The organism is Klebsiella sp. JB_Kp004, from assembly GCF_040065795.1.
Taxonomy (GTDB): Bacteria; Pseudomonadota; Gammaproteobacteria; order Enterobacterales; family Enterobacteriaceae; genus Klebsiella; species Klebsiella quasipneumoniae.
The window spans coordinates 46,031-60,004 of sequence record NZ_JBEAKW010000008.1 but is presented as its reverse complement, the minus strand read 5'-3'; the positions used below and the strand labels follow the sequence as shown (position 1 = coordinate 60,004).

Here is a 13,974-nt window from a genome sequence, read left to right as displayed (position 1 = left end):
AACGCCTCCTTACAGGGCAAAAAGTTGGGTATTGCGGAACGCGCGCAGGTTCTCATCGCGGGTCAGGAGCGCCTGAGTGGCCGCGTCTTCATCGTCGGCCTGATACCAGCTCAGCTGTACCGGACGGGGGGCATACTCTGTGGCCGGATCCTGAGGATGCGGTAGCGCGGTGAGGACCAGCAGGACGTCCATCGGGGCATACAGTTCCACATAGTCCCCGGCGCGGCTGTTGCCGGAGACAAAGTGAAAGCGCCCCTCGTCATCGACGGTCACTTTGCTGAAGAAGTTGACTACCATCAGCAGATCTTCCAGACCGAGATCCCATTTCCCCATCTCCACCAGCAGGTTATCGACGCCGTTGCGGTAGAAGCCATTGCGTAATTCCTGATAGCGTCCGGCGCCATATTTGTCGTGCGTCTCCCCGGCATTGAGGACCCCGCCGAACGGATCGTGCCAGCCGCAGCTGTCGGCGACGATCCCGGCCAGCACCCGGCCCATATCGGAGTAGAAACAGTGCCCGGCGGTCAGGCGCGCGGTATGCTGTCCTTTGAGGGTATCCGGCAGGTTGAGCCGCTCACTTTTCTCATGAGGATTGAGCATCATCATGCTGACGTTTGCCCCGCCGTCGAGATCGGTCAGGCGCAGGATCTGCCCTTTGCGCAAAATCAGCGAGGTGTGCGCCCCGCCGGGAAGCCGCTCTTCGCGCAGGCTGGGGGTGGAGTGAAACAGTTCAGTCATCAATTTATCTCCTTAATGCGTAAACGTTGGTGTCGCTACCGGCGGCCAGTTGCGCCATCCGCGCTTCATTGAGCGGGATGTCGTAGGTAATACGCGCTCCCCAGGCGTTGGGCGCCTGCGGGTCGATGCGCACTTTGTCGAACACCAGCAGCCTCGTGCCCAGGTTGAAGCCTTCGGCCAGGTCGTGGGTGACCATAAACACCGTCATGCGCGTTTCGCTCCACAGCTGGAGCAGCAGCGCATGAATATCCTTGCGAATGCCGGGATCCAGCGCGCCGAAGGGCTCGTCCAGCAGCAGCACCCGCGGCTGCATCACGAACGCCTGGGCAATGGCCAGCCGCTGCTGCATCCCACCCGAGAGCTGCGCCGGGTATTTATCCAGGGCGTGTCCCAGGCCCACTTTCTCCAGCATTCGCTGGGCCTGTTGCCGGGCCTCGCGCTTTCTGCCGCCAAACAGGCGCCCCAGCAGCGGGGACGCCGGCAGCTCCAGGCCGATGGCGACGTTATCCAGCACGTTGAGATGCGGAAACACCGAATAGCGCTGGAAAACCACGCCGCGACTGCGGTCCGGCTCCGCCGCCAGCGGCTGGCCGTCGAGCAGGATGGCGCCGCGGGTCGGTTGCTCCTGACCGAGCAGCAGACGCAGAAAGGTCGATTTACCGCAGCCGGACGCGCCGACCATTGAGCAAAACTCGCCCTCTTTCACCTGCAGATTAATGCGCTCCAGCACCACGTGGTCGCCGTACTCCTGCCAGATGTTTTTGATGTCGATAAAACTCATCCCCGGCCTCCTTCCGCCCACGGGAAACAGGCTTTGTGCAGCTGACGCAGCGCCAGATCCATCAGCCATGCCAGCAGCGTGATCCAGATGACATACGGAATAATCACATCCATCGCCATATAGCGCCGCACCAGGAAGATGCGATACCCCAGCCCGGCGGTGGCGGAGATGGCCTCGGCGGAGATCAGGAACAGCCATGCCGAGCCCAGCAGCAGGCGCAGAGAAGCGATCAGCCGCGACAGCAGCTGAGGCAGCACCACCCGCAGCACCACCGTCCAGCTATTAGCCCCCAGGGTCTGCGCCTTTATAAACAGCTCCGCCGGGATCTCCCGCGCCCGCTGCTCCAGGTCGCGCGCCAGCATCGGCGTAATGCCGATGACGATCAGCATCACTTTCGACAGCTCATCCAGGCCAAAGACGATAAACAGCACCGGCAGGATCGCCAGCGGCGGGATCATTGACACCACCGTCATCAGCGGCGACAGCGCCGCGCGGTACATCGGGAAGACGCCGGCGGCGATACCGATGCCGAGGCCGATCAGCGACGAGACGGCCAGGCCCGTCAGCAGACGGCTCAGGCTGATCAGCGTGTCGGCCCACAGCAGATACTCGCCGCTGCGTTTGTCCGGGGTGAACGCCATCCGGTCAATGGCCGCCGCCATCTGCGACAGGCCTGGCAGCAACTTGTCCTGCGGATTGGCTTCCAGCCGCACCGCCGATCCCATAAACCAGGCGGCGATCAGCAGCACAAACGGCAGCAGCATCAGCGTCAGGCGCATCCCCTTTTGGGGATATCGGTTAATGTGGCGCATGGCGTGGTCTCCCGGCGGCAATCATTACAGCTGGCCCGCGGCGGCCAGCTTCAGGTAGCTGTCGTCAAAGCGCAGTTTGCGGTTGGCGGCATCGCCGAGCGTGACATTGCCCGGGAAAGTCATGCCGATAAAGTCCGCGCTCTGCGCCCCCTCGCCCAGCAGACCTTTATCGAAGGAGAACTGCGCCACACGCTGCATGGTTTTCGCCAGATCCGGCGAGGCGATAAACGCCAGGGTGTCGGCAGGCGTCCAGAAAAGATGAGTGGTTTTGAGCTGCGCCTGGTAGCCGGCGAGATCGGTACCGGAGTCGGCGGCCATAGCGCTCAGCGCCTGGGTATCGCCGGCCTTCATTTTGGCCATCATTTCAAACCACGCGCCGGTCAGCGCTTTGCCCAGCGCCGGGTTATCTTTCAGGGTCTGGGTATTGACCACCATCATGTCGATAAGCTCGCCCGGCACCTGCGAGGAGCTAAACACTTCGCTGGTTTGCGGGGTCTTTTTGATAACCGACAGCTGTGGATTCCAGGCCACCGCCGCCCGCACGCCGCTGGTGCCAAAGGCCGAGACGATATCGGCATCGGAGGTATTCACCACCTTGACGTCTTTTTCCTGCAGCCCGGCTTTTTCCAGGCCGCGCACCAGCAGATAGTGGGAGACCGACAGCTCCGGGAGATACACCGACATCCCTTTCAGGTCGCTGAGCTTTTTATCCGCCCCTTTCAGAACCACCCCGTCGTTACCATCGGAGTAGCTGCCGGTGATCAGCGCCGTGCTGTCGACACCGCCGGCCGCCGGAATGGTCAGGGCGTCCATATTCGTCATCGTGCAGCCGTCAAACTGCCCGGCGGTGTACTGATTGATGGATTCGATGTAATCGTTGAGCTGAACAATATTGATTTTGATGCCGTACTTGCTGGCCCATTTATCGATGATCTTTTCATTGCTGATGGCGCCCCAGGGCATCCAGCCGGCGTAGATGGTCCAGCAGACGTTGAACTCTTTCTTGACGGCGGCAAAGGACGGGACGCTGGTCAATAGCGTCAGTGTCAGGACAAGTGAGCGGAGGAGCGGCGATGTTTTCATGGTGGACCTCTGGTTAGCACGAGAAACGGAGCAGCGCGACACCCAACGGTGCTGCTGTCTCCCGGGCTTTTATCCCGCCGTGTAACCTCGCCGAGGTCGCCAGCTCTCGGACCAGACGTTCACCGCGGTGAACCGGAACCCTAGCCAGCTATTGTGTGATCTAAATTGTCTGTTGCGCTGCTTTCTGCTGATGGTATTGCAAGGGCCATGCCAGGAGCCAGACAGCAGTACTTTCAGTGATTTACCGCCAACCGGCGCATCGCCTCCCAAAAATGGGGAGTAAAAGTGGGGCATTGCATGGCTTTGGTGCAAAGGGAAAGCCCACCGCGTCCTGGCCAACAACCGGCCGCGGGTCATGGGGGATGAATCCTGTAGCTGATTATCATGGCGCGGGGTAAATGTTTGCCATTACGCCGCTTCGACATGGGGGATGTCGCAGGCGCTTCTTCCCTGTCATCGGCCTTGAGCCAGTCAATAAGTGAAGCGCACAGCGATGACCCATTTGCACCGACTCAGTGCCGCCTGTTCACCATACTGAATCTCATCCCCTCCCACACTTCCATGTTAACTGTTTGTATATAAAGCACTATTTTAACTGGCACGTTTAATGCTCTGCGGTTGTATACAGCGATGTTGACAAGATCTCAGGGCAGGAGGCGACAACCCATAGCCACCTGCGGTCGCGACGCCAACGCCTTCTTCTCTCCGTGAAGCCTCCAGGGCGGATGCGTTTCACGGAAACCTGTTAACTGAAAACGGAGAACAACATGACGACACTCAGCGAACCGTTGGTTACCCCGAAATATGGCAAATGGCGCCAGCTGGTGCTGGGCCTGATCTGTATGGCCGCCATCTCCAGTCCGCAATATGTCTGGACGCTGCTGACGAAACCCCTGGCCGCAAAGCTGGGCGTCGGTCTGCCCGAGCTGCAGGTCACCTTCTCGCTGCTGATCATCCTCCAGACCTTCTTTTCGCCCTTTCAGGGGCGGTTAGTGGAGAAATTTGGCCCACGGCGGCTAATTGCTATCGGCACGGTGATGGCGGGGATGAGCTGGGTGCTTTCCGCACAGGTGAATGGCCTGGCGACGCTGTGGCTGGTTTATGGCTGCATGGGCGGCCTTGGAACCGGGATCGTCTACATCGGCGTTGTCGGCCTGATGGTCAAATGGTTTCCGCGGCAGCGGGGGTTCGCCGCCGGCGCGGTGGCGGCGGGCTACGGGATGGGGGCCATCATAACCACCTTCCCCATCTCCCTGTCGCTGACCACCAACGGCCTTGAACACACGATGACGACCTTCGGGGTCCTCTTCGCGCTCGTCGGCTTCCTCGCCAGTCAGGGACTGAAGCTGCCGCCGCCTGCTGTCTCTTTGCCCGTCAGCCAGACGGTGGCGCAGAGCAGCAGATCGTTTACCTCCCGGGAAATGCTGCGCCAACCGCTGTTCTGGCTGATGTTTGCCATGATGGCGATGATGTCGACTTCCGGGCTGATGGTCACTTCGCAGATGGCGGTGTTCGCCGAGGACTTCGGCATTAGCCAGGCGGTGGTGTTTGGCATGGCGGCCCTGCCGCTGGCGTTAACGATAGACCGCTTCACCAACGGTTTAACCCGGCCGCTGTTTGGTTTTATTTCCGACCGCTTCGGCCGCGAGCAAACCATGTTTATCGCCTTTGCGCTGGAGGGGGTGGCGATGACGCTCTGGCTGGCGTGCCGGGAAGATCCGCTGCTGTTTGTCCTGCTCTCCGGGGTGGTATTCTTTGGCTGGGGGGAAATCTTCTCCCTCTTCCCGTCGACGCTCACCGATACCTTCGGCAGCGAACATGCCGCCAGCAACTATGGCTGGCTGTATATTTCGCAGGGCATCGGATCAATCTTCGGCGGCCCGCTGGCGGCGTTGCTCTATCAGTACACCCACGGCTGGCATGTGGTTTTCAGCTGTGCCATTGGCCTGGATTTTGTCACCGCCGCCCTCGCGCTGTGGGTGCTAAAACCGTGGCGCGCGCGCTTTATCCGCCAGCATAGCTAACGACAACCCTGGCAGAAGTGACGGCCAGGCCGTCACTTCACTGATATTCGCTGCGCAGCAGCGCGTACAGATACTCATCGCCCCACTGGCCTTTAAAAAAGATATTCTGCCGGTAATGCGCCTCGCGACGAAAGCCCAGCCCTTCCAGGAGTTTGATCGCGGCGGTATTGCGGGTGTCTACTACCGCGATCAGCCGGTGATGGGCCAACGGTTCAAAGAGTAAGGCCATCACCGCCTGTATGGCTTCCCGGGCATACCCCTGATGCTGATACGCCGGGGAAAAGGTCATCCCCAGCTCGGCCTGTCTGCCCTGATCGAAAAAGTGGATCCCCACATCTCCCGCCAGCGCACCGTTGACCTGGATCTCTACCGCAAGCTGGAACCAACTCTCATCCTCAGCAAAGGCCAGGGAACGCTGTTGTTCATAGAAGGCAGTCGCCTCTGCCATACCGTAATGGCTCCAGCACTGAAAACGGGCCACTTCCGGCAGGTTGCGATAGCGGCTGAAAGACGGCAGATCTTCCTTTCTGAACCGGCGCAGCAGCAGCCGGGGCGTGATCAGGGGTAGCAACATCTCTTCTTCCTGGTGAGAGGGGCAATAGCGCGCCATCTTAACCTGCGCAGCCTGACGCCGCTAGCCGCATGGCGGTGCCTCCTCCCAGCGATAGATTTGAGTGGTGGCCAGCGCCAGCATGGCGAAATCTTCCGGCGTATCGCCGTATGCGAAGATCGCTTCGTCATCGGTCAGGGCGTAGTTCGCCAGGATACGCGCCTTTTTGGCCAGGCCGCTGCAGTCTCCACCCTGATACTGGACGAAGGTAGACATCCAGCGAGGCTGAGACCACCACGGTGTCCCCTCGCGCCTGATGCCAGGCTATACGCTGCATCGCGTTCTCCCGCAGCGTGCGGGGAATAAACGCCTGGCTATGATCGTTCCCACGCTGCAGGATCTCAGGTTGCGATTTCCCGGCAAAAGCATAATGAAACACTTTTTGCCGGATGGCAGAGGCTGAAAGCCAGCCCATTTTCCAGGCGAGAATATAGGGCAACAGCCGCAGTTTGCCCCGACGAATGGCTTTCGCATCGAGGGACTGATAAATGAAAGGGGTAAACGTATCTTCGTGGGTTATCGTGCCATCGAAGTCAAAAAAGGCAATGTTCTTCTTCATCCTTGTCACCTTATACACCAATACCGGCGCCGCGCGAGGCGCGGCTGATTTACTTTTTGCCCGCCTGGCGGCAAGATCCGGCATAATGCACCGCTGTCGCAGGACGACCGGGTCACCGGCAGTCATGACAGCGAACCATTCGACAGGAAAACGCATGAAGCCAAAACAAGCGGACATTCTCCGCCACGCCAGCGCGCTGTTTAATCGCGAAGGATATCAGTCGCCCAGCATCGAGCGGATTGCTGAGCATGCCGGCATCTCCAAAATGACCTTCTACCGCTACTATGCCGATAAAGAGGCGCTCATTCTGGCTATCCTCCGGCAGAAAGAGAGCGAGTTTATGCAGGATCTGACGCAGATCACCGCGGATAAAGCCACCGCGCGGGAGAAGCTGTTCGCCGTGTTCGACTACTATCAGTGCTGGTTGACCTGCGAAACCTTCCACGGCTGCATGTTTACCCGCGCGCTGTTTGAATATGGCGCGTCATCGCCGGCGATCCGGGAGCAGTGCTCCCGGTTCAAATCGCGCCTGTGGCAGTTCTTCCGCGATATTCTGACTCGGGTATTAAAACCAGAGCCTGCCGAACGGGTCGCCATGATGATGGTGATGCTCATCGATGGCGCCATCGCCGCCCAGCAGGCCGAGTCAGCCGAATGCCGGGAGATCCCGCCGGGGACGACCGCCTGGAGCGCGGCCAAAGCGCTGATCTACTCAGAAGGCGGTACGCTGTGAGCGCATGCTGCCGTCCAGCGACTGCAGCGCCGCCAGCAGACCATCATAGTAATCGTTGCAGGTTTGCAGGCGCAGCGCGGCGCCAAAGTAGACCTCCTCCATCGCCGCCGGATGTTTTTTGCCAATCGGCACAATCACATTGTTCAGCCAACCGTCCGCATGGCCGATATCGACCGTGATATGTTCGGCATAGTAATGCACGTCGCGATCGCTAAGCCCAATCCGCCGACAGCCCGCCACCAGTTTTTCATACTGTGGCGGGTCGAGCAGTTCGGTCATCGCCATCACCCCCAGCGATTTGTAGTAATGCTGACGATTTACGCCGCCGAGCATAAAGGCGTTATACCCGGCCAGCCCCTGCCACTCGTACAAATGGGCAAAATGATTGTCCGGTAAGGCGATATTCCGCCGCTTCAGTAAATCCTTATACAGATTGACGTGGGTGATCTCAGTGCTGCCCTGGCCTATCTCATCCCACAGATTTTGCGCAATCTCGGCGCGGGTTTCCGGCAACGAGCCCACCAGCCCCATCGCCACCAGATCGAAGAAAAGCAGATTCAGCGCGCTGTCGCTTTTGAAGAAATAGTCGATTTGCGCCGCGGAGGCCTCGCTGGCAAGGAAATCGAACAGCGGATGATGAGACGCCGGGTGCTGCTGGCATAAGGCGCGCAGTTCGTCGACGATATTGCCGGCATTGAGCACCGGCCTCTGGCGGTGGAAACGTTTGCTTTCCGCCCGCAGCCACTCAGACTCAATGTAATTTCGGATCCCGGAGAGCAGCGGATGAAACTGATTGGCAGCCGCCGGCGAGAGCGGGTCGGCAAGCCAGGACTGATAAAGGATGAACAGCGCATGGTGCGCGCGCTTTTTGGCCTGCGGATCGTCAGCGGAGAAGGCGCGGATGCAGGTATTCTCCGTCAGATGCCAGGCTCTGTCGGCGACCAGCGGATTGGCCGTCAGCTTCAGCGACAGCGCGTTGCTGTGCAGAAGCTGGTCAATTAACTCATCCAGCGCCAGCCTGGCCATCACCGCGGTTTGGTCACTACCAATGACCCCATTGTCGGTATTACACATGAATTTATCCCTGTGAAATGCATGGCGACTGTACGGTATAGTACCCCTCACAAAGCGGCAACGTAAATTTCAACCACATTATTAATTCGCTGTTTATTAACGATTTTAAATAAACAGAACAAAAGCCACTAAAATAGTGTTGATATTATAAAAATAATAACGTTACCATTCAGTACAGTGACAAACGACACAAGGAATCACGATGCCCTATCTGTTACTGACGCTGGCCGCCCTGTTCTGGGGTGGGAATTACGTTGTGGGTCACGTGCTGGTTCAGGGCGTGGATCCGATCCTGATGACCGAAGCGCGGTGGGCGTTAACGGCGCTGCTGCTGGGCCTGCTCTACCGCCGGCAGATTGCCGGCAGTCGTCACCTGCTGCGGGAAAACGCCCCGGCAGTGCTGGTGCTCACCCTCTGCGGTCAGGTCAGTTTCCCGCTCACGCTCTATATCGGTCTGCAAACCACCTCCGCCCTCAACGCCGCCATCTATATGTCCGCCACGCCGAGCATGGTGCTGCTGATTAACCGGCTGATTTTTCGCGACCCGGTATCGGCCCGCAACTGGCTGGGGGTGGTCTTCAGCACCCTCGGCGTGATGATCCTCTTATTCCAGGGCAACCCGCTGCATGCCGCCTCGCTGCATACCTTTTCCGTCGGCGATCTGTGGGCGATGGGGTCGGCGCTGAGCTGGGCGCTCTATTGTTCGCTGTTACGTCTCAAGGACCGCCGGATCCCGGCGAATGGCTTTGTCGCCGTCAGCTCGCTGCTCGGCGCCCTGCTCCTGCTGCCGATCGTCGTCTTCTGGCTGATGCGCCACCCGACGCAGGACTGGGATGCCTGGCGCGAGCCGTTTTTCCTCAACGGGCTGGCTTATCTGGTGATTTTTCCGTCATGGCTGGCCTATCTGTTCTGGAATAAAGGGATCGCCACCATCGGCGCCACGCGGGGGGAGATTTACACCCACATCATCCCCCTCTCGGGTGGCGTGTTAAGCATCCTCTTCCTGCATACCCAGCCCCATGCCTGGCACCTGTTCAGCGCGCTGTTCATTATGCTGGGGATTGGCATCTGCTCGCTGGAAAAACGCCAGGCGGCGACGGTTCGCCTGCGCGGTTAGCGTGTCTGCCGGGCGCCTGATTACGCCCGGCGTCAGCCCTTAACGGCTGGTGGAGAGCGGCTGGTGACGCGCCGCTCCGGCAGGTTGCGCCACCCGGCCCTCGCGGCCAAAGAAGGTGAGAATGGTAATGACGATCGCCACCGTCCCGGCCACCAGGGCCATCGCCAGGCCGTAGTTATGCCCGTGGTGCTGCGCAATGGAGGCCTGCAGGGTGGCATTCACCGAGGCCAGCAGATTCCCCAGCTGATAGACGAAACCGGGCAGCACCGCCCGGGTGTTGGCCGGGACCAGTTCGTTGAGCCAGGTCGGGATCACCCCCCAGGCGCCCTGCACCATAAACTGCATCAGAAACGCCCCGGCCCCCAGCGCCAGCGAGCCGCTGGCGAAAGCCCACAGCGGGATCACCGGCAGCGCCAGCAGAGCGGCGATCATAATCGCTTTGCGCCGGCCAATCTTCTCCGACAGCGAGCCGAAGAACACCCCGCCGATGATTGAGGCGATGTTGTAGCACACCGCGATAATGCTGACCGTTTCCGGCGCAAACCCGTGCTGGACTTTCAAAAATACCGGGTAGAGATCCTGCGTCCCATGGGAGAAGAAGTTAAAGGCCGCCATCAGCACCACCAGGTACAGGCACAGCTTCCAGTGGCTACGCAACACCGGCAGCAGAGCCGTGCTCGCTTTACTCTGCCGGGCCGCCAGCCAGACCGGGGACTCCTCGACGCAGAAATAGATAAACGGCAACAGCAGCACCGGGGCGGCGCCAATGACAAACATCCCGCGCCAGCCGAGCTGTGCAAACAGCAGCCCGTAGGCCACGGCCGCCAGCAGATAGCCGAAGGGATACCCCGCCTGGAACAGACCGGACATCAGGCCGCGCGAGCGGTCAGGGATCGTCTCCATCGCCAGCGACGAAGCCACGCCCCAGATCCCGCCCATCGCCACGCCGTACAGCACCCGCAGCAGAAAAAACAGCATCAACGACGGCGCCGCGGCGGAGAGCAGCTCAAAGGCGGAGAAGAACACGATATTGAGCATCAGGATCGGTTTGCGGCCAAACTTTTCCGCCGCCCTGCCGAAGATCAATGCGCCGACGGGCCGCACGGCCAGGGTCAGCAGAATCGCCAGGGTGACCTCTTCGAGGTCGACGTGAAAGGAGTGGGCGATATCGCTCAGTAAAAAAACCAACAGGAAAAAGTCGAAAGCATCGAGCGTCCAGCTTAAAAAACTGGCGATCGCCGCATTGCGCTGTCGTGAAGTCCAGCCGTGCATTTTGTCATCCCTATCCCGACGGCGTTGCCGGGAGCTTGCGCGGCGTCCGGCAGAGCAGGCTGGTGTCACCGCTTGTGTAAATTGTTTGTATAGAAAGTTGCTCTTTTGTTAATTACACCCCTTTTCCGGCCGTCGGCAAGTTTATTAGCACGCTAATTTGTTTCAAATTGCGTGCGACGGCCCACCGGTTCGCTAATTTTCGACCAGAATTAAGGGCAGGCTGGCTTCAGTGCACTGCCCCGATGCCGTATCCACCCACAGGAAGGGAGAGAATCATGAAGAGAATCGCCATCGTCGGCGCCGGGCCGACGGGGATTTACACCTTGTATGAACTGGTGAAGCGCGGTGAGCCGCTATCGATCGCGCTGTTTGAAAAAGAGGCGCAGGCCGGGGTCGGTATGCCCTACAGCGACGATAATACCGCGGCGCAGATGCTGGCCAACATCGCCAGCATTGAGATCCCCCCTATCGACCTGACCTATCTGCAATGGCTGCAACAGCAGAGCGATGACTGGCTGGCGGCGCGCGGTCTTGAACGGCACGCGCTGCATGAGCGCCAGTTTCTGCCGCGGGTGATCCTCGGCGAGTACTACCGCGACCGCTTTCTGTATCTTGTCCAACGGGCCAGAGACGCCGGCTTCGTGGTGAACGTTTGCGAGTCCTGTGAGGTCACGGATATTGCGGTGCAGCCCGTCGGGATCGCCATCCACACCGACAGCGCGGCGCAGCCGGTTATCGTCGATCTGGTGGTGATAGCCACCGGCCATTTGTGGCCTGAAGAAGAACGCGCCAGCCGGCAATACTTCCCCAGCCCGTGGACCGGCCTGATGGAGGCCCGCATCGCCCCCTGTCGGGTGGGGATCCTCGGGACCTCCTTAAGCGCGATTGATGCCGCCGTGGCGGTTGTAGCCCGCCACGGCGTTTTCCATACTGAACACGACAAAACGACCCATTTTTCCCTGCATCCCGGCAGCGAAGCGCTGGAGATCACGCTGATGTCACGCAACGGCGTGCTGCCGGAGGCCGATTTCTACTGCCCGATCCCGTGGGAGCCGCTGGAGATCGCCACCTCTGCCGCCCTTGAGGCGGCCGTCGCTCAGGGCAGCGACGGCCTGCTGGAGCGGGTGTTTCAGCTGATCGTCCAGGAGCTGGAATATGCTGCCCCGGCCTGGTGCCAGGCGATGGGGCTGCGCCAGCTGACGCCTGACAGCATCGCCGACGCCTGGTTTGCCGACCGTCTCACCCATGACCCCTTCCAGTGGGCGCAGCGCAATCTGCAGGAGGTGGAGCGCAATAAGCGCGAGCGCCACACGGTGCCCTGGCGCTATGCCATTCTCCGCCTGCACGAGGCGATTGAAACCGTAGTGCCGCAGCTCAACGCCGAGGACAGCCGTCGCTTCCGCCAGGGGCTCGCCCGCGTGTTTATTGATAACTACGCCGCGATCCCGCCGGAGTCTATTCGCCGCCTGCTGGCCCTGCACCGGGCGGGCATTCTGCGAATTGTGGCGCTGGGTGAGGATTACGATCTGCAGCGCGAGTCTGACCGGACGCTGATTGTCCATCATCAGCAGCGCTGTGAATTCGATGTCTTTATCGATGCCCGCGGACAGAAAGCGCTCAAAACCCGGGATCTGCCCTTTCCTTCACTGCGCCAGCAGCTGCTGGCCTGCGGCGACGACATTCCGGACGTCGGCGATGACTACACGCTGCAGGCGCCGGAGGCAGTGCGCGGCCGGGTCGCCTTCGGCGCCCTTCCCTGGCTGATGCACGATCGCCCCTTTGTCCAGGGGCTGACGGCCAGCGCCGAGATTGGCAGCGCAATGGCCCGCGCGGTGTCACAGCAGGCAACCGGCCGGCGGCGCCGTCTCTGGTTTATCGACTAGCGGGACGTTTAAACGCAATATCCGAATAAAGGGGGGCTGGCAGGCGTGCTATAAACAGTGGCTGTTCGCCCCCGAGCAAGACCACGTCTAACATTTACGAGGTACTCATGAGTCATCTTTTTAGCGCGACGCGTATTGGTCAGTTGACGCTGGATAACCGTATCGTTATCGCCCCCATGTGTCAGTACTCTGCCGACGAGGGGAAGGCGACGTCCTGGCACCGGATCCATCTCGGACAGCTGGCGTTCTCCGGCGCCGGCCTGTTAATTCTGGAAGCCACGGCGGTAGAGCCGGCGGGACGTATCTCGCCGGGGGATCTGGGGCTGTGGGATGATGAAACCGAAAACGCCCTGCGCGCCGTGGTGGAGGATATCCGGGCCTGGTCACCGATCCCTCTGGGGATCCAGCTGGGGCATGCCGGGCGCAAGGCCTCCTGCGCGGCCCCCTGGCAGGGTGGCCATCAGCTGGCGCTCAACCAGGGCGGCTGGCAGACCGTCGCCCCCTCCGCGGTGGCGTTTCACGACGGCGATCGCGCCCCGGCCGAGCTGAGCCATGCCGATCTGGCGCGCATCAAAGCGGCCTTTGTCGCCAGCGCATTGCGCGCCCAACGCCTGGGCTTTGAGCTGATTGAGCTGCACGCCGCCCACGGCTATCTGCTGCACCAGTTTCTCTCGCCGCTCAGCAATCAGCGCCGGGACGAGTATGGCGGTTCGCTGGAAAACCGCATGCGCTATCCGCTGGAAGTGTTTAAGGCAATCCGCGAGGCGGTGGGCAACGCCATGGCGGTGGGCGTCAGGTTGTCGGCTACCGACTGGGTCGAAGGCGGCTGGGACGGCGAGCAATCCATTCAGTTCAGTCAGCAGCTGGAAGCGCTGGGCAGCGACTATATCCATGTCTCCAGCGGCGGATTGTCGCCGCAGCAGGCAATCACCGTCGGGCCGGGGTATCAGTTGCCTTTCGCCCGCGACATTCGCGAGCAGGTAGCCATCCCGGTGATTGGCGTGGGACTGATCACCGACCCGCAGCAGGCGGAAGCGGCGCTGGAGAATGGCGATGCCGACCTGATCGCCCTCGCCCGCGCGGTGCTCTACGATCCGCACTGGCCATGGCACGCCGCGGCCAGCCTTGGCGCCCAGGTTCGCGTCCCTTCGCAGTACCTGCGCTCGGAGCCGCACGGCCTGAAAGGCACCCTGCTTCCAAACCGCTGAACCCGGAACGGGCATCAAAAAGGGGTATCGGAAGATACCCCTGAGCAGGATGTTAATGCCGTTCTATGTGCCGGGCGGCG

13 protein-coding genes, 1 pseudogene and 1 riboswitch are annotated in these 13,974 nt (G+C 60.6%); of the genes and pseudogenes, 5 read left to right on the top strand and 9 right to left on the bottom strand.

Features of this window, described 5'->3' with window-relative positions:
* Positions 1 to 9: 9 nt before the first annotated feature.
* From ABLX76_RS10590 to ABLX76_RS10575, 4 genes are read right to left on the bottom strand one after another with little or no spacing between them, the layout of a single operon-like run.
* Positions 10 to 738, bottom strand: coding sequence for an urea amidolyase associated protein UAAP1 (locus ABLX76_RS10590; protein WP_032454968.1), 729 nt, complete (start codon positions 736 to 738; stop codon positions 10 to 12).
* Positions 739 to 742: 4 nt separating this feature from the next.
* On the bottom strand, positions 743 to 1,519 hold the full coding sequence (locus ABLX76_RS10585; RefSeq protein ID WP_348874486.1) for an ABC transporter ATP-binding protein: 777 nt from the start codon (positions 1,517 to 1,519) through the stop codon (positions 743 to 745).
* The gene (locus ABLX76_RS10580; protein ID WP_023289736.1) at positions 1,516 to 2,331 is read right to left on the bottom strand and encodes an ABC transporter permease; all 816 of its coding nucleotides are present in this window, start codon (positions 2,329 to 2,331) and stop codon (positions 1,516 to 1,518) included. Before ABLX76_RS10580 ends, ABLX76_RS10585 begins: the two co-directional genes overlap by 4 nt.
* 24 nt (positions 2,332 to 2,355) lie before the next feature.
* Positions 2,356 to 3,414: a putative urea ABC transporter substrate-binding protein gene (locus ABLX76_RS10575; protein WP_087848820.1), complete on the bottom strand. Its 1,059-nt coding sequence runs from the start codon at positions 3,412 to 3,414 to the stop codon at positions 2,356 to 2,358.
* A 56-nt stretch (positions 3,415 to 3,470) separates the two neighbouring features.
* A riboswitch (guanidine-I (ykkC/yxkD leader) is annotated at positions 3,471 to 3,569 on the bottom strand.
* 612 nt (positions 3,570 to 4,181) lie between these two features.
* Between ABLX76_RS10575 and oxlT the strand changes: the two genes are divergently transcribed.
* On the top strand, positions 4,182 to 5,438 hold the full coding sequence (gene oxlT / locus ABLX76_RS10570) for an oxalate/formate MFS antiporter (RefSeq protein ID WP_050534108.1): 1,257 nt from the start codon (positions 4,182 to 4,184) through the stop codon (positions 5,436 to 5,438).
* Between the two features lie 37 nt (positions 5,439 to 5,475).
* Here oxlT and ABLX76_RS10565 read toward each other — a convergent pair whose 3' ends face one another.
* From ABLX76_RS10565 to ABLX76_RS10555, 3 genes are read right to left on the bottom strand one after another with little or no spacing between them, the layout of a single operon-like run.
* Positions 5,476 to 6,048: a GNAT family protein gene (locus ABLX76_RS10565; RefSeq protein ID WP_192870691.1), complete on the bottom strand. Its 573-nt coding sequence runs from the start codon at positions 6,046 to 6,048 to the stop codon at positions 5,476 to 5,478.
* 24 nt (positions 6,049 to 6,072) lie between these two features.
* Complete coding sequence (locus ABLX76_RS10560; RefSeq protein WP_227524074.1) at positions 6,073 to 6,264, bottom strand: hypothetical protein; 192 nt, start codon at positions 6,262 to 6,264, stop codon at positions 6,073 to 6,075.
* Positions 6,176 to 6,607, bottom strand: coding sequence for a haloacid dehalogenase-like hydrolase (locus tag ABLX76_RS10555; protein ID WP_227524073.1), 432 nt, complete (start codon positions 6,605 to 6,607; stop codon positions 6,176 to 6,178). The genes ABLX76_RS10560 and ABLX76_RS10555 overlap by 89 nt, the downstream gene beginning before the upstream one ends.
* Before the next feature lie 154 nt (positions 6,608 to 6,761).
* Between ABLX76_RS10555 and ABLX76_RS10550 the strand changes: the two genes are divergently transcribed.
* Positions 6,762 to 7,340 carry a TetR/AcrR family transcriptional regulator gene (locus ABLX76_RS10550; RefSeq protein ID WP_023289743.1) on the top strand — a complete coding sequence of 193 codons (579 nt, stop codon included), beginning with the start codon at positions 6,762 to 6,764 and terminating at the stop codon, positions 7,338 to 7,340.
* Here ABLX76_RS10550 and ABLX76_RS10545 read toward each other — a convergent pair.
* Positions 7,316 to 8,414: pseudogene (locus ABLX76_RS10545) on the bottom strand (iron-containing redox enzyme family protein). The gene ABLX76_RS10550 and the pseudogene ABLX76_RS10545 sit on opposite strands and share 25 nt — an antisense overlap.
* A gap of 202 nt (positions 8,415 to 8,616) precedes the next feature.
* On the opposite strand from ABLX76_RS10545, the gene ABLX76_RS10540 reads away from it, so the two are divergent.
* Positions 8,617 to 9,531 carry a DMT family transporter gene (locus ABLX76_RS10540; RefSeq protein WP_261902426.1) on the top strand — a complete coding sequence of 305 codons (915 nt, stop codon included), beginning with the start codon at positions 8,617 to 8,619 and terminating at the stop codon, positions 9,529 to 9,531.
* A gap of 39 nt (positions 9,532 to 9,570) precedes the next feature.
* Here the strand turns inward: ABLX76_RS10540 and ABLX76_RS10535 are convergent, their stop codons facing one another.
* The gene (locus ABLX76_RS10535) at positions 9,571 to 10,803 is read right to left on the bottom strand and encodes an MFS transporter (protein ID WP_023289746.1); all 1,233 of its coding nucleotides are present in this window, start codon (positions 10,801 to 10,803) and stop codon (positions 9,571 to 9,573) included.
* A 275-nt stretch (positions 10,804 to 11,078) separates the two neighbouring features.
* Between ABLX76_RS10535 and ABLX76_RS10530 the strand changes: the two genes are divergently transcribed.
* Both ABLX76_RS10530 and ABLX76_RS10525 read left to right on the top strand, forming a co-directional pair.
* Positions 11,079 to 12,686 (top strand): FAD-NAD(P)-binding protein, encoded by a 1,608-nt coding sequence (locus ABLX76_RS10530; protein WP_262962660.1) that lies wholly within the window; start codon positions 11,079 to 11,081, stop codon positions 12,684 to 12,686.
* A 107-nt stretch (positions 12,687 to 12,793) separates the two neighbouring features.
* Complete coding sequence (locus ABLX76_RS10525; protein ID WP_023289748.1) at positions 12,794 to 13,894, top strand: NADH:flavin oxidoreductase/NADH oxidase; 1,101 nt, start codon at positions 12,794 to 12,796, stop codon at positions 13,892 to 13,894.
* The last annotated feature ends 80 nt before the right edge of the window (positions 13,895 to 13,974 follow it).